The organism is Allobosea sp. (assembly GCF_030695125.1).
Taxonomy (GTDB): domain Bacteria; phylum Pseudomonadota; class Alphaproteobacteria; order Rhizobiales; family Beijerinckiaceae; genus Allobosea.
This window is the reverse complement of sequence record NZ_JAUYTP010000030.1, coordinates 1-21,020: the sequence shown is the minus strand read 5'-3', so window position 1 is coordinate 21,020 and position 21,020 is coordinate 1. Positions and strand designations below refer to the sequence as shown.

Annotated in this window: 17 protein-coding genes; 7 read left to right on the top strand and 10 right to left on the bottom strand. The window is 66.8% G+C overall.

What is annotated here, in order from left to right; all coding sequences use genetic code 11:
- Positions 1–56: 56 nt before the first annotated feature.
- The 4 genes from hisS (at position 57) to Q8S38_RS11310 (ending at position 4,904) form a co-directional block, all read left to right on the top strand.
- Positions 57–1,700, top strand: a complete 1,644-nt coding sequence (gene hisS / locus Q8S38_RS11325; protein WP_305680535.1) for a histidine--tRNA ligase — start codon at positions 57–59, stop codon at positions 1,698–1,700.
- 299 nt (positions 1,701–1,999) lie between these two features.
- Entirely contained in the window at positions 2,000–3,112 is a 1,113-nt protein-coding gene (locus tag Q8S38_RS11320; protein WP_305680534.1) for an ATP phosphoribosyltransferase regulatory subunit, read from the top strand.
- Positions 3,109–4,110 (top strand): ATP phosphoribosyltransferase, encoded by a 1,002-nt coding sequence (hisG, locus tag Q8S38_RS11315; protein ID WP_305680533.1) that lies wholly within the window; start codon positions 3,109–3,111, stop codon positions 4,108–4,110. The genes Q8S38_RS11320 and hisG overlap by 4 nt, the downstream gene beginning before the upstream one ends.
- 68 nt (positions 4,111–4,178) lie before the next feature.
- Complete coding sequence (locus tag Q8S38_RS11310; RefSeq protein WP_305680532.1) at positions 4,179–4,904, top strand: META domain-containing protein; 726 nt, start codon at positions 4,179–4,181, stop codon at positions 4,902–4,904.
- A gap of 162 nt (positions 4,905–5,066) precedes the next feature.
- Here Q8S38_RS11310 and Q8S38_RS11305 read toward each other — a convergent pair whose 3' ends face one another.
- From Q8S38_RS11305 to Q8S38_RS11270, 8 genes are all read right to left on the bottom strand, one after another.
- Positions 5,067–7,163, bottom strand: a complete 2,097-nt coding sequence (locus tag Q8S38_RS11305; RefSeq protein ID WP_305680531.1) for an ABC transporter ATP-binding protein/permease — start codon at positions 7,161–7,163, stop codon at positions 5,067–5,069.
- A gap of 172 nt (positions 7,164–7,335) precedes the next feature.
- Positions 7,336–8,250 carry a phosphate/phosphite/phosphonate ABC transporter substrate-binding protein gene (gene phnD, locus Q8S38_RS11300; protein WP_305680530.1) on the bottom strand — a complete coding sequence of 305 codons (915 nt, stop codon included), beginning with the start codon at positions 8,248–8,250 and terminating at the stop codon, positions 7,336–7,338.
- Positions 8,251–8,547: 297 nt separating this feature from the next.
- Complete coding sequence (locus tag Q8S38_RS11295) at positions 8,548–10,173, bottom strand: PAS-domain containing protein (protein WP_305680529.1); 1,626 nt, start codon at positions 10,171–10,173, stop codon at positions 8,548–8,550.
- 341 nt (positions 10,174–10,514) lie between these two features.
- Positions 10,515–12,152: a chaperonin GroEL gene (groL, locus tag Q8S38_RS11290; protein WP_305680528.1), complete on the bottom strand. Its 1,638-nt coding sequence runs from the start codon at positions 12,150–12,152 to the stop codon at positions 10,515–10,517.
- 45 nt (positions 12,153–12,197) lie between these two features.
- A complete protein-coding gene (gene groES, locus Q8S38_RS11285; RefSeq protein WP_054143942.1) occupies positions 12,198–12,485 on the bottom strand; it encodes a co-chaperone GroES in 288 nt (95 codons plus the stop codon).
- 267 nt (positions 12,486–12,752) lie between these two features.
- Positions 12,753–13,598, bottom strand: a complete 846-nt coding sequence (locus Q8S38_RS11280; protein WP_305680527.1) for a DMT family transporter — start codon at positions 13,596–13,598, stop codon at positions 12,753–12,755.
- A complete protein-coding gene (locus Q8S38_RS11275; RefSeq protein WP_305680526.1) occupies positions 13,595–14,113 on the bottom strand; it encodes a GNAT family N-acetyltransferase in 519 nt (172 codons plus the stop codon). The genes Q8S38_RS11280 and Q8S38_RS11275 overlap by 4 nt, the downstream gene beginning before the upstream one ends.
- 92 nt (positions 14,114–14,205) lie before the next feature.
- Complete coding sequence (locus tag Q8S38_RS11270) at positions 14,206–14,649, bottom strand: BLUF domain-containing protein (protein WP_305680525.1); 444 nt, start codon at positions 14,647–14,649, stop codon at positions 14,206–14,208.
- A gap of 240 nt (positions 14,650–14,889) precedes the next feature.
- On the opposite strand from Q8S38_RS11270, the gene Q8S38_RS11265 reads away from it, so the two are divergent.
- Together Q8S38_RS11265 and Q8S38_RS11260 are read left to right on the top strand one after the other, a co-directional pair.
- Positions 14,890–16,317 (top strand): lipopolysaccharide biosynthesis protein, encoded by a 1,428-nt coding sequence (locus Q8S38_RS11265; protein ID WP_305680524.1) that lies wholly within the window; start codon positions 14,890–14,892, stop codon positions 16,315–16,317.
- A 188-nt stretch (positions 16,318–16,505) separates the two neighbouring features.
- Complete coding sequence (locus Q8S38_RS11260) at positions 16,506–17,321, top strand: L,D-transpeptidase (protein WP_371125870.1); 816 nt, start codon at positions 16,506–16,508, stop codon at positions 17,319–17,321.
- A gap of 114 nt (positions 17,322–17,435) precedes the next feature.
- On the opposite strand, the gene Q8S38_RS11255 is transcribed toward Q8S38_RS11260, so the two are convergent.
- Both Q8S38_RS11255 and Q8S38_RS11250 read right to left on the bottom strand, forming a co-directional pair.
- Positions 17,436–18,218 (bottom strand): DUF2076 domain-containing protein, encoded by a 783-nt coding sequence (locus Q8S38_RS11255; RefSeq protein ID WP_305680523.1) that lies wholly within the window; start codon positions 18,216–18,218, stop codon positions 17,436–17,438.
- A gap of 127 nt (positions 18,219–18,345) precedes the next feature.
- On the bottom strand, positions 18,346–19,041 hold the full coding sequence (locus tag Q8S38_RS11250; protein WP_305680522.1) for a L,D-transpeptidase: 696 nt from the start codon (positions 19,039–19,041) through the stop codon (positions 18,346–18,348).
- Between the two features lie 605 nt (positions 19,042–19,646).
- On the opposite strand from Q8S38_RS11250, the gene Q8S38_RS11245 reads away from it, so the two are divergent.
- The coding region (locus Q8S38_RS11245; protein ID WP_305680521.1) for a methyl-accepting chemotaxis protein at positions 19,647–21,020 on the top strand (1,374 nt) is incomplete at its 3' end.

Below are 21,020 nucleotides of genomic sequence, written 5' to 3'. Positions count from 1 at the left end.
GCGACCGGGCTAACCGACGGGCTCTCCCTTTTCGTCGTCAGATCGAGACCGCCTCCATGTCCGTGGACAAGCCCGCCCCCGCCAAGCTGAAGGCCCGCCAGCCGCGCGGCTTCGTCGATCGTGGACCGGCCGATGTCGCCGCCACAGAGCGCATGCTGGCGGTGATCCGCGAGAGCTTCTCGCGCTATGGCTTCGATCCGGTCGAGACCCCCTTCGTCGAATACACCGACGCGCTCGGCAAGTTCCTGCCCGACCAGGACCGCCCGAACGAGGGCGTCTTCTCCTTCCAGGACGATGACGAGCAGTGGCTCTCGCTGCGCTATGATCTGACCGCGCCGCTCGCCCGCTATGTCGCCGAGAATTACGACGCGCTGCCCAAACCCTATCGCAGCTACCGCGCCGGCTATGTCTTCCGCAACGAGAAGCCGGGCCCGGGCCGCTTCCGCCAGTTCATGCAGTTCGACGCTGATATCGTCGGTGCGGGCAGCGTCGCGGCCGACGCCGAGATCTGCATGCTCGCCGCCGACACGATGGAGGCGCTCGGCATCAAGCGCGGCGACTATGTCGTCAAGGTCAACAACCGCAAGGTGCTCGACGGCGTGATGGAGGCGATCGGTCTCGGCGGCGAGGAGAATGCCGGGCGAAGGCTGACGGTGCTCAGGGCGATCGACAAGCTCGACAAGTTCGGGCCGGAGGGCGTGCGCCTGCTGCTCGGTGAGGGCCGCAAGGACGAGAGCGGGGATTTCACCAAGGGCGCGGGGCTGAGTGATGAGCAAATCGACGTTCTCCAGTCGTTTTTGGAGATGGACTTGTTTCACAATCCAAGCGCGTCACTCGTGCCTCCCAGCAATCCCGAACTGGCTGGAATGAAGGGCGGTATCCTCACGCGCGTCCCTGCAGCTATCGACCGCAGCGCAGCTTATGCTGAAGCAGTCGCTGGCAATGAACTGATCAAGACTGGCATCCGAGAACTTGACGCGATCAGACTCTTGGTCGAATCGGCAGGGTACGCAGCGGATCGCATCGTCACGGATTTCTCCGTCGTCCGCGGCCTCGAATACTACACCGGCCCGGTCTACGAGGTCGAACTGACCTTCCCGGTCACCAATGAGGACGGCCAGGTCGTGCGCTTCGGCTCGGTCGCGGGTGGCGGGCGCTATGACGGGCTGGTCGGCCGCTTCCGGCCCGAGCCCGTGCCGGCGACGGGCTTCTCGATCGGCGTGTCCCGGCTCTACACCGCGCTGAAGGCGGTGAAGTCGCCCATCGTCGATCAGAAGAACGAACTGCCGCTCGTCGTCGTCACGGCGATGGACAACAAGTCGCCGGAGTTCATGCCGCGCTATCAGGCGATGGTTTCTGACCTGCGCAAGGCTACCAAGACAGTCATTGATGAGAACGGCCTTGAGCTGAAGAAGCCCCTTATGCGCGCCGATCTTTATCTGGGCTCATCCGGCTTCAACGCCCAGATGAAATATGCCGACCGCCGCGGCGCCGTCTGCGCGATCATTCAGGGCTCGTCGGAGCGCGAGGCCGGCACGGTCGTGATCAAGGACCTGATCCTGGGCGCCGAACTCGCCGCCGCCTCCCGCGACGTCAAGGATTCCGCCGAGCACAAGGCCAAGCAGGCGGAGGCGCAATTCTCCGTGCCGGTCGAGGGGCTGGTCGAGGGTGTGAAGACGGTGCTGGCAAGGCATTCGTAGGGCGCGGGGAACCCCTCTCCTGTAAGGAGAGGGGCAGGGGAGAGGTGTCGGCCCCTGGACCAGCGAGGCGCCCATCTGTCAGGCAGGCAGCGGTGAGGTCTCCGCCCGAACGTCAAACGGCCGACCCCTCACCCTGCCCTCTCCCTACGGGAGAGGGTTCCCCGCGCCTCCCTCGTTCCGTCATGCGGGTCACGCCCGAGCACGACGCTTGCCGATTCCCGTTCACCCATTTCCCTCAAATGCCTCGAAAATCGCGCCCGCCGCTGCTAGGACAGCGCCCGTAACAGGATGAAGCCGCCGTGCCCGCGACCGCTGCCAGCATCGAGACCGTGATCGCGCTGTTCGCGCGCGAGGGCTATGCCCGCGCCGAGCCCGCGATCCTGCAGCCGGCCGACGTCTTCCTCGATCTCTCGGGCGAAGACATCCGCCGACGCATCTTCATGACGCAGGACTCTGACGGCCGCGACTGGTGCCTGCGGCCGGAATACACCATCCCCGTTGCGCTCGATCACATCGCGTCTCGCCGCACCGAGCCCGCGGCCTATGCCTATGCCGGCCCGGTCTTCCGGATGCGCTCGGGCGAGCCCGGCGAATTCGCGCAAGCCGGCATCGAATCCTTCGGCCGTGACGACTTCGCCGCGACCGACGCCGAGATCATGGCGCTGACCGTGGAGGCCACCGCCGCGCTCGGTCTCGCCAGCCCGAAGATCCTGATGGGCGACGTCGCCCTGCTCGGCGCGCTGCTGGACGGGCTGTCGGTTCCGGCCGGCGCCCGCCGCCGCCTGATGCGCGCCGTCGTGCAGGGCCGCGGCGTCGAGGCCGTCGAGGCGCTCGATCCCCCGGTCGCCACCGGCGAGACCGCCCATGCCGGCCTGCTCAAGGCGCTGGAGGGGCAGGACCCCAAGGCGGCGAAAGCCTTCGTCGAGGACGTCCTCTCCATCGCCGGCATCTCGACCGTCGGCGGCCGCAGTGCCTCCGACATCGCCGAGCGCTTCCTGGCCCGCGCCGCCGAGCGCGAGAACCCGGTCAATGGCGACGTCAAGGCGCTCTTGGCGCAGGTTCTGGCGATCAAGGGCGATCCCGACACGGCGTCGGCCGCGCTGCGCGCGCTCGCGGACCAGGCCTCGCTCGATCTCGGCCGCGAACTCGACGCCTTCGACGAGCGCACCGGCTTCCTCGCCGTGCGCGGCGTCGATGTCGGCGCGATCGGCTTCCAGGCCGCCTTCGCCCGCAATCTCGACTACTACACCGGCTTCATCTTCGAGCTTCACGACGCCAGCCGCAGTGACGGCAAGCCGGTCGCCGGCGGCGGCCGCTACGACGAGGTGCTCGGGCGCCTCGGCGCGGCGGCGCCGATTCCTGCGGTCGGCGCCTCGATCTGGCTCGAGCGCCTGGCGGGAGACGCCGCATGACCGACATTGCCGCTAAAGACTCGGCCGCCAACGACACCCCGCTCGTGCTCGCCGTGCCCTCCAAGGGCCGGCTGCAGGAGAACGCAACCGCCTTCTTCGGCCGCGCCGGCTTGAAATTCGTCAAGTCGCGCGGCGAGCGCGACTATCGCGGCACGATCGCCGGCGTCGAAGGCGCCGAGGTCGCCTTCCTCTCGGCCTCCGAGATCGTGGCGCAGCTCGCCTCGGGCGCCGCCCATCTCGGCATCACCGGCGAGGACCTCGTGCGTGAGCAGGTCGCGGATGCCGATGCAGCGGTGGAGATGCTGACTCCGCTCGGCTTCGGCCATGCCAACGTCGTCGTCGCCGTGCCGCAGGCCTGGATCGATGTGCGGACGATGGCCGATCTCGACGACGTCGCCTCCGCCATGCGCAGCCGCCAGGGCCGCAAGCTCCGCGTCGCCACGAAATACGTCAATCTGACCCGCCGCTTCTTCGCCCGTCACGGCCTCGCCGATTACCGCATTGTCGAGAGCCTGGGCGCGACCGAGGGCGCGCCGGCCGCCGGCACGGCCGAGATCGTCGTCGACATCACAACGACGGGCGCGACGCTCGCCGCCAACGCGCTGAAGATCCTCGATGACGGCGTGATGCTGGCCTCCGAGGCCAATCTCGTCGCCTCCGTGCGCGCGCCCTGGGGCGAGCGGGCGAGGGCGGCCGCCAACGCCATCCTGTCGCGCATCGCGGCCGAGGAGGAGGCACGCTCCGTGCGCGAGATCCGGGCGACGCTCGGCGCTTCGTCCGATACGCTCGGCGATCTCGGCGCCCTGTTCGGCGCGCGGCTGCCCTTCGGCGCGAGCCCGGCCGGTGGCGTGCTGACGGTGCATTGCCCGGAGAAGGCGGTCTTCGCGCTGGTCGAGCATCTCGCTGCCGCGGGCGCCGACGACGTCACGGTCTCCGCACCGGCCTATGTCTTCCGCAAGGCCAATCCGCTGATCGAGCGCCTGCAGTCGCGGCTCTAGCCGCGCCGGCAAGCGAGGCCGCCGCCGGGGGGCAAGCGGCCTCGCCGGTCGCGGACGGCTCCGGGGGGATGAAGCCGGCCACTGGACCTCGTGTTTCCGACATCTTTGGCGGTTACGGCTGGCGAGCGCTGCCGGATGCAGGCTCCTGCGAAAAATCCGGCGGGGCCGCCGCCGCAGGGGCGCGAAATCGCGGCGGGTGTAGCTTGCCGGTTGATCGCGGGACGATTGGCCGCTACGCGCTTTCACAGGGGCGCGCCCATGCGCTAGGGTCGCCCCGAGATGTTCAGGTTAGACGACCGGGTAAGACGACCATGATTCGACGCCTCGGCTATGCCGTTATCCTCGCCGCGATGGCCGCGCCCCTGCTGCTGCCTGCGGATGCGCTGTCACAAAGCCGCCAGCGCATGCCCTCCCGCGAAGAACTCGGCGCGCCGCAATCGGCGCCTGTCCAGCAGCAGGAAAAGAACTTCCCGCTCGGCGCTTCCTGGTCGGCGGTGTCGTTCAACGGCAAGCCGATCGCCGATCGCCGCGCCACGCTGCAGGTCGACGCCTCCTTGCGCGGCACCGGTTTCGGCGGCTGCAACACCTTCTCGGCCTCTGCCTACCCGCTGCGCGCGCAGGGTTTCGCGGTCGGCCCGCTCGCCTTGACCAAGCGGACCTGCGACAAGGGCCTGTCCGATTTCGAGCGCAGCTACCTGACGGCTCTGCGCGCCACCCAGAAATGGGATCTCGTCGACGGCAAGCTCGTCCTCACCGGCAGCGCCGGCGAGCTGCGCTTCGATCGCGGCTTCTGACGCCTTCGGCTTTTTCCGCGGAACCATCACCGTCATCCCGGGCTTGACCCGGGATCCATCGTAGGGCGCAACGGAGCGCTATGAAGGATTCCGGATCTGCGCGGCTCACGCCGCTTGTCCGGGATGACGCGGTGTTTCTCCGCATGATCCCTTGATCGCCGCTCAGGCCTCGGCCGGGAGCTTCACGGGCGCGCGCGGCGTGTAGGTGCCGTCCGGATTCGGCTCCATCGTCACCACCGCATCGTGCATCTCGCGCAGCGTCGAGCGATGGCCGATCGAGACCACGCGCGTCTGCGGCAGGGCGGCATCGATGGCGGCATAGAGCTCACCTTCCAGCTTCTCGTCGAGCGAGGCGGTGGCCTCGTCGAGGAACAGCCAGTCCGGCTTGGCGAGCAGGGCCCGCGCCACGGCCAGCCGCTGCTGCTCGCCGCCCGACAGGCGCTGGCCCCAGAAATCGACCTCGTCGAGCCGGTCCTGCAGATGGCCGAGCTTGACCTTCTCCATCGCGGCGCGAATGGCGGCGTCGTCATAGGCGTCGGCCTCGGCCGGATAGGCGAGCGCGGCGCGCAGCGTGCCCTGCGGCAGATAGGGCCGCTGCGGCAGAAGCATCACCTCGGCCTGGGCGGGAATGCCGACACGGCCCTCTCCGAACGGCCAGATGCCGGCAATCGCCCGAAACAGCGTCGATTTGCCAGAGCCCGAGGGGCCGATCAGCAGCGTTCGCCGGGCCTGGCCGAGGTCGAGATCCTCGATGCGCACGATCGGCGCCCCGTTGGGCAGCGTCAGCACCGCGCCGCCGACATGAACGTTGCGGTCGGGTGCGTGCTCGCGGTGGATCGTCTTGTCGCCGACGCCGGCCGCTTGCGCCTGGGCGATCGCCGCCTCGAAGGTCGTCAGACGGTTGATCGAGGCGAGGTAGGAGGCGATCGACTGGTAGCTGTTGATGATGAAGGACAGCGCCGACTCGACCCGGCCGAAAGCCGAGGAGGTCTGCGTCAGGGTGCCCAACTGGAACTCCTTGGCGAAGTAGCCCGGCGCCAGCAGCAGGAACGGGATGACCACATTGGCCTGGTTGTAGGACAGCGTGAAGCTCGTGATCTTCAGCTTGCGCCACATCAGTTCGAAGAAATTGGCGACGATAGCGCGGAAGCGCTGGCCGAGATGCTGCAACTCCGCCTTCTCGCCGCGCATCGAGGCGATCTGCTCCGAGTATTCGCGCAGGCGCGCCATCGAGAAGCGGAAATCCGCCTCGCGCCGCTCCTGCTCGAATTCGAGCGGGATCAGGTGGCGGCCGATCAGATGGGTGATCCAGGTCGCCAGCGCGGCATAGAGGAACGTCGCCCAGAAGATGAAGCCGGGAATGACGATCTCGGTACCCGGCACCTTGATGACCACCGGCAGCGACCAGAGGATGATGGAGAACGAGACCAGTGTCGAAACCTGGGTCAGCAAGGTCAGCGAGAAGGCATAGGTCTGGTTGAGGAAGGCGCGCGTGTCCTCGGCGATGCGCTGGTCGGGGTTGTCGGCGGTGCCCGCGAGCGACATGCGGTAATGCGCGCCGCTCGACAGCCAGCGCCGGTTGTAGTCGGCGGCCATGTACTCGCGCCAGCGGATCAGCAGCACCGATTGGCCGACGATCTCGACCAGGTTGGTGATGACGGAGATCGTGGCCCAGACGCCGAAGACCCAGATCAGCTGATACCAGAACGCCTGGACGTCATAGTTCTGCAGCGCGTTGTAGAAATCGCGATAGAAGAAGTTCAGCCGCAGCGAGACGCCGACCTGCGCCTGATTGAGCACGACGAGGAAGACGATCAGCGCCACCGCGAGATGGCCGAGCCTCACCCGGTAGCGGCCGAGCAGCCAGAGATTGGCCTCGGTAAAATCGTCGGAGAGAAAATAGGGCGACGAGATGCGCGCGATCCGCTGGACCACCGGCGCAAAGGAGATCGCGTAGATCAGGATGCCGAACACCGCGACCGTGGTGGCCAGGCTTGCCGGAGGGGCGGCGGCCATCCAGTCCTGCGGCCAGAGGCCCCCTTGCGCCAGCAGCGCGCCGCCGCCGAAGACGACGAACTCGGTGCCGAAGATGCCGGAGAAGATCTTCAGGAAGAAGGCGATCTCGGTCGAGCGGTACAGCGCCACCGCCAGCAGAACGCCGACGACTCCCATGCCGATCGTCCCCGCCGCGCCGCTCTGCTGGCCCATGATGAGCGCCACGACGGCAAGCGCAGCGACGGCGAAACTCAACGGGCGCATCGGCTCTTCCTGATCAAAGCTGGAATCGCGGGGAAAACCGCGAGCGCGACCATGTCGCAGCCGATGCGACCGTTCAATGGCGCAGTGCGAAGATGAGCAAATTGTCATCCCCTGGATAGCAAAAGGCCCGGCTCGCGCCGGGCCTGTCGGATGCTGCGTGAGAGGCGAACGCTCAGCCGCCGGGCTTCTGCTTGCGCCGCGCGTCCAACTCTTCGGTGACGGCGATGACGTCGAGATAGTCTTCGTGCTTGGCCGGCGCATAGGTCGAGACCTGGCCATCGGTGAAGGTTTTGAAAACCTCGGGGGCGTCGGTCTTCATCGCCATCATCGCGGCGACGAAATCGCGCTTGAGGCCTTCGGGCAGGTTGGCGCGCGTCGAGAACGGGCTCGCCGGAATCAGGGGTGAGGTCCAGATCACCCGCGTCGAGCCCTGCGGAATCATCGCCTTGCCTGTGAGCCGCTGCACCACCCCGGAGTTTTCGTTCACCTGGAACGTCGCGGCAGCCTCGAACTGGCCGCGCACCAGTGCGATCACTGAATTGTCGTGGCTACCGGAGAAGACAGTGCCGCTGAAATGGCTGGCCGGGTCGAACCCCTGCTTGCGCAGATAATAGGACGGGAAGGCATAGCCCGAGGTGGAGTTGGGGTCGGCGAAGGCAAAATTCTTGCCCTTCAGATCGGCGATCGTCTTGTAGGGGCTATCGGCGCGCACGACGATGACGGAGAAATAGCCCTCCTGCCCGTTATTGTCGACGTCGCGGAACAGCGGCTGCAGCTTGTCGCCGAGCACGCGTCGGCCGAGCGCGTAAACCGCCGGCCCAAAGCGCGAGAATTCGAGCTGGTCGGCCCGCATCGCCTCGACGAGGCCGGCATAGTCGCTGACCCGGTAGAGCTTCACCGGCACGCCGAGCGCTTTGGTCAGGTAGTCGATGACGGGCTGTGTGCGGGCGAGCGCGGCCGCCTCGTTCTCGGCCGAGGACACGCCGAAGCGGATTTCCTTGATGGTCTGGCGCCAGTCCGCCTGGGCGAAGGCAGGCATGGCGAGCGAGCAGCCGAAGCCGGCGAGCAGGTAGCGGCGTGTGAGCATGATGGCGATCCTCCCGAGCCGCGAGGAAGCCAGCATCCGATTGCAGCCCGACGACGGTTGCGTGTCGGTTTCATCACGGAAGCCGTCCGGCCTCGAGCCTGTCGGCGTGTTCGCCTGTCCGGGTGGTGTCGCCGAGCCTCGTCCACTGGTCCGGCCGGCTTGCCCTGCTGCGTGACGGTGCCGTCCTCCCCGTTCCCGCAGCCTCCGGACGGACAGCGCGCTTTGAGGTGCGACAGGTGGCTCAAGCGAATGCAGCGGCACGGATCGGCGACGGGAGGCTCGGCTGATTGACGCCGGTCAACTCGCGAGTTCGCGCGTCTGCGTCTGCATCAGCCGACCGGTCCTGTCGTCGATGAGCGTGACGACGCAATGCGTCACGCCTTCCCAGTCCGATGCGGGAATGTGGCGGATTCCCGCGGTGCGCCTGCCGTTTCCCGGCGTCATGATGGTCTGAACCGTCTCGCGCGATCCGGCGTCGCTCTTCTGTGCCGGTTTCGTGGGCCCATCGAGCGTGTCGGCCGTGTCCGTCTCGAAAAGCTCCCGGGCCGTCCGTCCTATGATCGCGGAGCGGGGCATCCCGAACAGGACTTCGGCAGCCCGATTGACGAAGACATAGCGATCGGTGCTGGTGTCGCGAGCGAGGATCGCTTCGCCGATGTTTTCAGCGACGGTTCCAAACAGCCGCTCGATCCGCTCGAGCATCTGCTCGACCTGATGCAGCCGGGTGAAGTCCTCATGGGTCGCGACCCAGTCGCCCCCCGGCATGGATCGTCCGACGATCCGGATCCAGCGCCCATCCTTCAGGTGGAGGAAGCTCGTCGTCGGCTTGCCCAGCGCAATGCGGGCCTGGATTGCCTTGATATGGCTGGGTGCATCGCCCGAAAACAGGCCGGCTTCAGCGCGATGATGGAGGATGTCGCTCAGGCTGCACGGTGAATCCGTGATGGTGTCCGGCAGCTTGTAGATCTTCTTGTACGCATCGTTCATGAGCACGACGTTTGTCTGCGGGTTGAGGATCACGAGGCCCTGAGCCATGTTGTTGATCGCGGCAACGAAGTGGGCTTCGTTGTCTTTGAAAACGGCTTGCTCGCGCAGGGCTGCGCGTTCCTTCTTCCGAAGCGTTTCGTTGTGCCGAAACACCTTCTGCAACTGCTGTACGGCGGCCGCCAGCTTGCCGATCTCGTCGGTTCTGGTGAGATGCGGGATCGTGATCAGCGGCTTGCCGGCTGCCATGCTGTCCGTCGCGGCCGTGATGTGGAGGATGGGCGTCACCAGCAAGGCTTTGAGCAGGAACAGCGTCATGAAGGTCACTGAGACAGCCAGGACGCCCAGAGCGATCAGAACCAGCTTCGTGAAACCGATGTCGTCACCCATGCGCGCGCGGTTGGCGTAAATGGTGGCGAGGGCTGCGAGGTCTTCATTGAGCGCTATGCGCACCGCGCGGTTCGCGTCGTTGTCGCCCCATTCCCGAGCCGCTCCCTGGCTGACGGTCGTCGCGAGGCGTGCCAACTCGTTGCGAAACCGGATGAAATCCACGACGCGCGACCGGACGGTGTCAAACAGCTTCTGGTCGTCAGCGGGGATGCTGCGCTGCCATCCGTCCAGCAGCTGGGCCAGTTCACGGTTGCGCTGCAGCAGCGCCGAGGTGAAGCGTTGGACGGCCGCCGGATCGGTCGACATGTAGACACCGCGCGATTCCATGACGACCGCGAAGATCAGACCATTGGCCTTTTCGGCGTTGAGGGCACCCTGCGCTGAGGTATCGAACTGATCGCGATAGGTGGATTGCTGGTGGAGAGAGTAGATCGCTACGCCAGTCAGCATGAGGACAAAGGACAGAAGCAGGGCGAACGCAGCGTAAATGCGAAGCCTTACGCTGCTTCGAAGCGGTCGCGCCATGCGATCGAGATAGGATCTCGGCATTTTGAGCGTCCAAGTTACCAACAAGGCAAGTTTGCGCCCCGATCATTGAGGTTTGATTTCGTAATCCCGTACTCTTTGATGCTGATGATGGCTCGGCCGGCATCGTCCTTGTGGCCGCCTGGCTGCCGGCGCTGGGTGATCCGCGTGGGGACGACACGGGCCAGTCCCGTTGGCGCGGTGGCGTCGGTCATGGCTGAAGCGCGACGAAAAAGGCCCGGCTTGCGCCGGGCCTTTCATCGTTTTCGCAGGAGCGAAGGGTGCGTGGATCAGAAGTCCATGCCGCCACCGAAACCGGGCTTGCCCGGTTTCGGCACTCCGACGCTTTGGGCGTCTGGATTTCCTCAGAAATCCATGCCGCCCATGCCGCCGCCGCCCATCTGCGGCATCGGGGAGTCCTTCTTGGGAAGCTCCGCGATCATCGCCTCGGTGGTGATCAGCAGGCCGGCGATCGAAGCCGCGTCCTGGATGGCGGTGCGCACGACCTTGGTCGGGTCGATGATGCCGGCCTTGACCAGATCGCCGTACTCGCCGGTTTGGGCGTTGTAGCCGAAGTTGTAGTCCTTCGACTCCAGCAGCTTGCCAACCACGACCGCGCCGTCATCGCCGGCGTTGTCGACGATCTGGCGAGCCGGGGCCATGATCGCCTTGCGGACGATCTCGACGCCGGTCTTCTGGTCGTCGTTCTGGGTCTTGATCGACTTGACCGTCTGGAGCGCGCGCAGGAGGGCGACGCCGCCACCCGGCAGGACGCCTTCTTCCACGGCCGCGCGGGTCGCGTTCAGGGCGTCGTCGACGCGGTCCTTCTTCTCCTTGACCTCGACCTCGGTCGCGCCGCCGACGCGGATGACCGCGACGCCGCCGGCGAGCTTGGCCAGACGCTCCTGCAGCTTCTCACGGTCGTAGTCCGAGGAGGTTTCCTCGATCTGCGCCTTGATCTGCGTGACGCGAGCCTCGATGTCCTTCTTCTTGCCGGCGCCGTCGATGATCGTGGTGTTCTCCTTCTCGATCCGCACCTTCTTGGCGCGGCCGAGCATGGCGAGGGTCACGGTCTCGAGCTTGATGCCGAGGTCTTCCGAGATCATCTGGCCGGCGGTCAGGATCGAGATGTCCTCGAGCATGGCCTTGCGGCGATCGCCGAAGCCCGGAGCCTTGACGGCCGCGACCTTCAGGCCGCCACGGAGCTTGTTGACGACGAGCGTGGCGAGAGCCTCACCTTCCACGTCCTCGGCGATGATGAGCAGCGGCTTGCCGGTCTGCACCACGGCCTCGAGGATCGGCAGCATCGCCTGGAGCGAGGACAGCTTCTTCTCGAAGATCAGGATGTAGGGGTCTTCCAGCTCGGCGACCATCTTCTCCGAATTGGTGATGAAGTAGGGCGAGAGGTAGCCACGGTCGAACTGCATGCCCTCGACGACGTCGAGTTCGGTCTCGGCGGTCTTGGCTTCCTCGACGGTGATGACACCCTCGTTGCCGACCTTCTGCATGGCGGTCGCGATCATCTTGCCGACCGTCTCGTCGCCATTGGCGGAGATGGTGCCGACCTGCGCGACTTCCGAGTTGGAGGTCACCTTCTTGGAGTTCTTCTTCAGGTCCGCAACGATCGCCTCGACCGCAAGGTCGATGCCGCGCTTCAGGTCCATCGGGTTCATGCCGGCGGCCACCGACTTCATGCCTTCGCGCATGATGGCGGCGGCGAGAACGGTCGCGGTCGTGGTGCCGTCGCCGGCGTGGTCGTTCTGCTTCGAGGCCACTTCGCGCACCATCTGGGCGCCCATGTTCTCGAACTTGTCGGCGAGCTCGATCTCCTTGGCGACGGTGACGCCGTCCTTGGTGATGCGGGGAGCGCCGAACGACTTGTCGATGACGACGTTGCGGCCCTTGGGACCGAGCGTCACCTTGACGGCGTTGGCGAGGATTTCGACGCCGCGCAGCATCCGGTCGCGCGCATCGGTGGAGAACTTGACGTCTTTGGCTGCCATGAGAGCAACTCCTTATGTAGTGACGGGAAGGGCGGTCTCAGGCGTTCAGCCGATGACGCCCATGATGTCGGATTCCTTCATGATCAGGAGATCCTGGCCGTCGATCTTGACCTCGGTGCCGGACCACTTGCCGAAGAGGACGCGATCGCCCTTCTTGACGTCGAGCGCGACGAGCTTGCCGGCGTCGTCACGGGCGCCGGGGCCCACGGAGACGACTTCGCCCTCTTGGGGCTTTTCCTTGGCGGTATCGGGGATGATGATGCCACCCTTGGTCTTCTCTTCGCCATCAAGGCGACGGACCACAACGCGGTCATGCAGCGGACGGAACTTCATGGTTCTGTCTTCCTCTCGTACAAATTCGATGCGGGCTTCTGAACAGCCCGCGCGGGCATCTGTTAGCAGTCTCGATCCGTGAGTGCCAACCGATGGCGCGGAGATAGGCGCAGGGGCATCCAGAGTCAAGAATTGACGCTGCAGAAAGGTGAACGGCGCTGCCGGGACCGTGCGTCTGGACCGGCGTTCGACCACGAAGGCATGGCGTTATGACGACACAGCCCCGTCCCGACCGGGGAAGGGGTGGGAAAGTCGCTCGCCGCGCGGTTACGCCCGCCGGCTGATCGCGATCGCGCCGGCGACGATCAGCACCGCGCCGGCATAGGTCGTGATCAGCGGCACCTCGCCGAAGACGAAATAGCCCAGCAGGCTCGCCCAGATCAGCGCGGTGTATTCGAGCGGGGCGAGCCGCGACGCCTCGGCGCGCGCAAAGGCCGAGGTCAGCGTCAGATGCCCGGCGACGCCGAGCATACCGGCGACGAGGTAGACCAGGAGGTCGGTCGTGCTCAAGGGCACGAAGTTCAGCGCCGCCGGGATCGCCAGAACCAGCGCCGGCCCGCAGTTCTGGAACGCGACGATGACCGCCGGATGCTCCTTCTGCGCGATCCGCCGCAGCAGGATCAGGTTGAAGGCGTAAGCCACGGCCGAGAACAGCGCCGCGGCGACGCCGAGTCCCGCGCCGCTGACATGCCCCTGCAGCCGCGGCCAGACCATCACCAGCATGCCGGCAACGCCGAAGCCGAGCGCCTGCAGGATGCGGGAATCCATGCGCTCCTTCAGCATCAGGGCGCCGAGCAGCGCCACGAAGACCGGCGCGAGGAAGGCGAGCGTCAACGCCTCCGCGAGAGGCAGCACCGAGAGCGAATAGAAGAAGCTGCCTGCGGTCAGCACCACCACCGGCACGCGGATGCTGTTGCCGATCAGGCTCGCGCGCGTCGGCGTCGGCGGGCGCACGATCGCCAGCACCGCGAGCGCGCAGATTCCGCCCATGGCGAAGCGCATGAACAGCGCCACGATGAACGGGTGTTCCTGCATCTGCGCCTTCACCACCGCATCCATGACGGTGAGGAGCGCAATGCCCAGAAGCGCGCGCAGCGCCGGCCCGACGCTCATCGCGGCGCAGGGCTGACAGGCTGGCCCGCCAGGCTCAGCCGGAAATGATACTCCCAGGTCGCCGAGACGTCGGCGAGATAGCGCTCGCCGGGCCAGCGCCGGAAGCCGAGCTTCTCGTAGAAGCGATGCCCGCGCGCAAACCGCGTATCCGACCACAGCATCATCTCGCTGTGGCCGCCGGCCTGCGCGAAGGCCAGCGCCTCGGCAAACAACGCCTGCGCCAGCCCGCTGCCGCGAAACGCCGGCGCGGCATAGACCTTGGTGATCTCGACGGCGTTCTGCTCGGGGAGCGGCGTCGCGGCCAGCGAGCCGGCAATGCCGCCATCGGGGCCGTCGACGATCCAGAGCCGGCCGCCCTTGGCCGCGAAATGGCTGGCGGGCGCCCGCAGTTCCGGGAATTCGTCCCAGACGAATGCGCAGTTGGGGTACTCGGCAAAGCACGCCGCGATCAGCCGCGCGAGCGGCTCGGAGTCATCGTCGCGCGCGGGGCGGATCTCGGGATGGGCGGTGTTCATGGCCGCTCCGCAATAGACGGACCGGCGGGCGGCGGATAGCGGCCTTCGACGCCGCGTCGCATTCGGGCAGCGCATGCGGTGGCTGCAGGCTGCTACCGGGTGTGCTTGGCCTCTTCGAGGCTGAGCGCCTGCGCGAGCGAAACCGCCGTCTCGAAATCGACCCTCGAGGGGTCGATTTGGCCGGAGATGCCATGCGCGGCAAAGATCGGGTCCTGCTGCGGCGTCCGGCGATATCCGCCCATCTTCCATTCGCGGAAGAGGCGTGTCTCGGCGGGATGGGTCCCCAGCACCGACACGTCGCGGTGGCGCTCGTCGGCTGCGATGCGCGCCATCGTCGCCTCCAGCGCCGCCAGCGGGCCCTCGAGAACCTGGATGAAGCTGTCGCCGTCGAAGATCAGATAGCCGGTCACGTTGGCGGCCTCGTTGTTCTTCCGCGACGTCGACAGAATGGCGCGCAGCGCCGAGAGCGCGTTGTCGACCCGCCCTGCGCGATAGACAGACGTGTAGACAAGCCGATGAAGAGGCGCTGTGTTCATGCTGTCTCCTTGCTCGACAAAGGTCCCGGGCGTCAACGCAGATCAGCACGTCCGGTTCAACGCTTACGTGCGGCCGGCGACGGTCGTCGCCCCGCGCCCTCCCGACGAGATGCCGGCGGTGCTTGCAAAAAGCGCCGCCGGCCCGCTACGCCGGATCCTCAGGACAATCGCGCTCGCAGGCGAGTCGCCCGGTGTGGCTGCTGACGGAAAAGGGCATCGTCGGACGATGACGGAGACGCGATGACGGTTCTACTGCCTTTCGTCATCAATGCGGGCCTGAACTTCGTCCTCGGGCTGCTGATCGCGTTTTTCCTCGGCCCGGAGGCGTTCGGCCGCTACGCCATCGGCGCCGCTATCATCGTCCTCGTCAACACCGCGATGCTCGACTGGCTCAAGCTATCGGCGGTGCGGTTTTATTCGCTGGGGACGCGCGAGAGCCAGCCCGAGATCCGCGCCACGCTGGACCTCCTCGTCGCCGGGGTCAGCATGACGCTCTGCGCGCTGCTGGTGGCGGCGATCGCAGCCGGCGTGGATTTCCGCATGCCGGCGATGATGCTGGCGGCCTCGGTGCTCGCCGGCATCGGCGCCGGCCTGTTCGACTATCATGGCGCGATCGCGCGGGCGCGCTTCCTCGATGCGGCCTATGCCCGGCTGGTGATCGTCAAGAACGTGCTGGCGCTGATCCTGATGGTCGGCGGCGCCTGGCTGACGCGCGATCCGACCGTGGTGCTGCTGGGCGGGCTGCTCAGCGCCGCGGTCGCGCTGATCTCGGTGCGCCGGCGCCTCGCCGATGCGCCCCTGTCGGTGACGGCGGCCAGGCGCGACCTCGCCTGGACCTTCGCGAAATATGCCCTGCCCATCGTCGCGGGCAACGCGATCTACTCGCTGATGCCGCTGCTGAACCGTTCGCTCGTCGCGGGCGCGCATGGCTTTGCCGAGGCCGGCTATTTCTCGCTCGCCTCGGATATGGGGCTGCGCCTGTTCGGCACGCTGGGCGCCACGCTCGAGATCATTCTCCTGCGCGAGGTGCTCCGCCTTGACGAGACGCGCGGCCGGCGCGCGGCGCAAAAGCGCATCGCCGCCAATCTGACCATCGTGCTCGCCGTGGCGTTGCCGGCCGCGGTCGGCTTTGCGCTGGCGCTGCCCGCCTTCGACCGGCTGCTGGTGCCGCCGAGTTTCCAGGGCCGCTTCTCCGCCTACATGGCGTTGCTGCTGCCGGGCTTCGTCGCTCTGACGATCTTCCAGGCCGGGCTGTATCCGGCCTTCCTGCTGGAGAAGCGCACGCTCGTCGCCACGCTGGCGGCGGTCGCGGGCCTGGCCGCGAATGGCGCGATCGTGTTCGTCTTCGCCGCGTCGCCGCCGACCATCTATGCCGTGGCGCAGAGCGTGGCGCTCCTGCTGGTGCTGGCCATCACCGCAACGGCGGCGCTGCGAATCCTGCCGGTAAGGCCCTCGCTGCGGGACGGCGGGGCGATCCTGCTCGCGGTCACCGCGATGGCGCTGGCGATTGCACCGCTGCAGGGTCGGCTGCCCGCTGCAGCCGAACTGACGCTTCAGGTCGGGCTGGGCGCGCTCGTCTATGTCGCCGTCATCCTCGCCTGCGACGTCGCGCGCTGGCGAACGCTCCTGTGGCTCTGGTGGGCGGCGCGGCGCAGCCGGAGGCGCTGAGCGCCGCGGATCGCTCTCGGGGCGGCTGCGCAAGGGTTCGTTCACCCTGTCCGTTGGCATGGCGATAAGGTTAATTCCGCGAATTGCGTGGTTTGGTTGAGCATTCGCGCGACGCGAATCCACGATTCACCATTCCTTTTAAGACATCCCGGCATGCTCTCGGCAGTCGATGTCGAAAGAGTTGCGTCATGCGTCCGGTCCTCTGCTTCCCGCTGTTCACACTCGCGGTTGTGCTGGCCGCTTCCGGTCCGGCCCTGGCGCAGAGCTACGCCTATCCCGCTCAGGTCGATCCGATGATGACAGCCTCGACGGCCCGCGGCCAATATGGCGGCGGCTTCATCGAACTGCTGATGACCGGGCGCGATCCTGGGTCGCAAGGGCGCGGCGCCGCCGTCTACAACCGGCCGGGCGGCTACTCCGCCTATGGCCGCAGCGCCCGGCCGCAGGCCGGCTACGAGGCCGATCCTTTCGAGCAGGCGAGGGGGCAGCAGAGGTCTCCGGGACGCGTCGCGGCGCTGGGCCAGCCGATCGAGATGGAACGTCCGATCGAACGCGTCATCGACCCGCGCTTCCACAAGCAGGAGGTCGCCTATGGCGGCCCGCACAAGCCGGGCACGATCATCATCGACACGCCGCAACGCTTCCTCTTCCTGGTGCAGCCGGGCGGCCGGGCACTGCGCTACGGCATCGGCGTCGGGCGTCCGGGGTTCTCCTGGGCCGGCATGAAATCCGTCAGCCGCAAGGCCGAGTGGCCGACCTGGACCCCGCCGCCCGAGATGCTCAAGCGCCGGCCCGATCTGCCGCGCTTCATGCCGGGCGGCCCCGAAAACCCGATGGGCGCGCGCGCGCTCTATCTCGGCTCCTCGCTCTACCGCATCCACGGCACCAACGAGCCGCACACGATCGGCCAGGCCGTGTCCTCCGGCTGCATCCGGATGACCAATGACGACGTCACCGATTTGTATGAGCGCGTGCGCGTCGGCGCGAAGGTGCTGGTGATCTAACCGCATAACGGCTGCCGCCGTCGGCGCTGGCGCCATCGCCATGAAAAGACCCGCCCGGCTCGCGCCGGGCGGGTTTCTTATTTGTGCGGAGGGTGGCAGAGGCCGATCGCGGGATCAGGCCCAGCTGTCGTCGTCGCCGCCGTCGAACCCGCTCGAGCCGTCGTCATAGCCGGCATCGGCAGGCTCCGGATAGGCGGCCTGCTGGTAGTTCCCGGCATTGGACGACCCATCGTCGTAGCCGGCCTGCTCGGTGTTCGCCGCAGCTTCCCCGGCCGGTGTCCCGGCCGCAGCGTCGGCGGGCTTGGCTTCCGCAGCCTTGGCCGAACCACCGCCAAAGGCATTGGCCAGCATGCTGCCGACGACCATGCCGCCGGCGACGCCCGCCGCCGTGGTCAAGGCGGTGGCCATGAAGCCGCCCCGCCCGGGAGCCTGCTGCTGTGCCCCCTGGTTGGACCAGGGACCAGGCTGTGCGCCGGGAGCGGGCTGACCGCCCGGAACGGCCTGCATCGCGGAGCCGGGCTGCTGTTGCCCGGCCCATGCGGGCGAGGCCCCTTCCTGCGAACGCGGCGGGAAGGAGGGCACCGAGCGCGGCCGCGCCGACGGTTGTGCGCCGCCGCCGAAGATCCCCGAGAGGAAGCCGCCAGCGGGTGCGGGCGCCTCGGCCGGACGGCTCTGCAGGTCGCGCAGCTGTGTCTGCAACTCCTCAACCTGAGCCTGCAGGTTGGTCAGCGCGGTCTCCTGGACATAGACCGCCTGCGCCATCGCATAGGGAGCATAGGGCTGCTCGCGCAGGCGCTGCGCGATGAAGTTTTCAGCCTCGGGGTCGCGGGGCTGGTTGGCCGCCTGTTTCAGGCGATCGAAAATCCCGGCGATCACGTCGCGTTCTTGCGGCGTCATCGTCATCTCCTCTCATCGTTGGACGGCGCGGATGCGCCGCCGCACAAGAGGTGGTGGCTGGTTATGACGGTATCAAGGCGGCGGGCAGGGCCACCATCCCAGAACGCCGATAAACCGGATCTGGACCTCAGATACCGTCCACCGCGGCAAATTCGTCAAAGCTTTCGCCGGGCTGGGGCGTGAGCAATTGTCCGCGGTTCAAGACCACCACCGTCGTGCCGGTCGGCACCCTGCTGTGCAGATCGATGATGTCCTGGTTGAACAGGCGAATGCAGCCGCTCGAAACCGACTGGCCGATCGACCAGGGCTCCGTCGTGCCGTGAATGCGGTAGAGCGTGTCGCGATTGCCCTGGTAAAGATAAAGCGCCCGGGCGCCGAGCGGGTTGTCGAGGCCCGATTCCATCCCGCCGGCCCACGGGCCGTTCTTCTCGGGGTCGCGTGCGATCATCGCGGCCGTCGGCGTCCAGCGCGGCCAGGCGGCCTTGCGGGCGATGGTGGCACGCCCACGCCAGGACATGCCCTGCTTGCCGACGCCGATGCCGTAGCGGATCGCGCGGCCGTTCTCGCGGACGAGATAGAGGAACTTGTTGTCCGTATCGACGATGATCGTGCCTGGCTGCTCGCGCGTCGGATAGGAGACCTCGCGGCGCAGGAAGCGGGGATCGACTTCGGAGATGTCGGTCGCCGGCAGCGGGAACTGTTCGTCGGGACGCTCGCCATACATCGCCAGGTATTCGGCGCTGACGCTGAAGCCGGGAGCGCGCGCCACCTCATAGGGTTGCTGCGGTCCCGAAACGCACGCGGCCAGCGCAAGCGGCATCATCAGAATAGTCAGTCGCCGCGTCGGACGCGCGAGAGCAGATGGAAGATGGCTGGCGACGGACGAGACAACGGACATGAAGTTGGGCTCTGCTTTATTGGTCTTGCGGATGTGGCTGATGAACGGCGAAACGGCGTCGACGTTCCATGCGTCACGCCGATCACGACCTTCAAGCCCTATCGCATGTCCGCGGGGTGAACGCGATGCGGCGAAAATATGTCGCGCCGCCGTTGTGATCTATCCGCAACAGATTGCTGAAGGACGGTGCGGGGTCGTCACGGCCGACGACCCGGTCCGGGGGTGGTGAGTAAAAACATAGCAGTCACCGCTTAGAATCCGGACAGATCGCCGATAGGTTGCAATTTAAGTGATTGTTCATCGATTTGATCTAGATCAATTCCAAGATCGGACGAAGGGCGCTGCGGCATGCCAAGTGCAGGGCGCTCGGGACGGTCCGGTAGACCAACTGGCCTCCCATTTTCGTCCTTTTGTTCATTGATGCGCGCCCCGCGCTCGAAGGTGAAACCGGCGCCGTCTCATGACGGCCAGGCTCTGTGCTGCACAGAACGCCCCGTGGGTCGACGCCGCTTCCAACCCAGGCTGTCTTCATGAAAAAACTCCTGTCGTTTCGTCTGCCCTTTGCCACCCGTCTCGCCGTTCTCGGCGTGATCTTCGTCGGATTGGCCGTGGCCGCCTCGGTGCTGGTCTCCCTGCGGGCGACGGAAGCCGCCATGCGCGAGCGCGCCCAGAACGACCTCACCGTCAACATCAACCTGCTGCGGGACCTCGTCGCGGCGAAGGGGGAGCCCCGGCTGGAGGGCGACAAGCTCTATTTCGGCAACGAGCTGATCAACGGCAACTTCGCCGCCGTCGACAAGGTCAAGGCGCTTGCCGGCAGCGTTGCGACGATCTTCATGGGCGACGTCCGGGTGGCGACCAATGTGCAGCGGCCCGACGGGACGCGCGCGGTCGGCACAAAGCTGGCGGCGGGGGTGGCCTACGACACCGTGCTCAAGCAGCGCGCCACCTATTCGGGCGCGGCTGACATTCTGGGCCAGCCCTACTTCACGATCTACGAGCCGATCATCCAGAAATCCAACAACAGCGTCGTCGGCATCCTCTTCGTCGGCATCAAGCAGCAGGATTTCGTCAGCGTCATCAGCGAGATGATCGTCGTCAACGTCATCGCCGGACTGCTGATCGCAGCGGCCGCCGGCCTGGCGCTGTTCCTGCTGGTGCGCCGGATGATGAAGCCGCTCGGCAGCCTCAAGGCGGCGATGGAGCGTCTCGCCACCGGCGATCTCGTCTCGGCCGTCCCGACTTTCCGCAGCGGCGAATTCGCCGAGATGGCGGGGGCGGTCGATGTCCTGCGCAGCGCCGCCATCGAAAAGGAGCGCCTCGAAGCCGAGGCTCAGACACAGGCCGGCATGATGGACGAGAACCGGCGCTCGACCGAGGAGCAGCGCCAGCTGGCCGCGCAGCAGCGCATGCAGCAGGCACAGGACCTTGAAAGGGTCGTCGGCGCGATCGCCACGGGCCTCGCCCATCTGTCGGACGGCAACCTGACACATCGCATCGAGGCGCCCATCCCGGCCGAATACGCCAAGCTGCGCGACGATTTCAACGCCACGGTCGATCGCCTGTCCGCGACGGTCAAGACCATCCAGGCGACGACGGCCGATGTCGGCCTGGCGGCCCGCGAGATCAACACGGGCGCCGACGACCTGTCCAAGCGCACCGAGGAGCAGGCCTCCTCGCTGGAAGAGACCGCGGCGACGACCGAAGAACTCGCCGCCTCGGTGAAGGCCACCGCCCAGGCCTCGCGCCAGGCGGCGACCGTTGCCGACGAGGCGATGAAGGCGGCGCAGAACGGCGGCGCCATCGCCGGCCAGGCCGTCGACGCGATGTCGCGGATCGAGAGCGCCTCGACGAAGATCTCCGACATCATCCGCGTCATCGACGACATCGCCTTCCAGACCAAT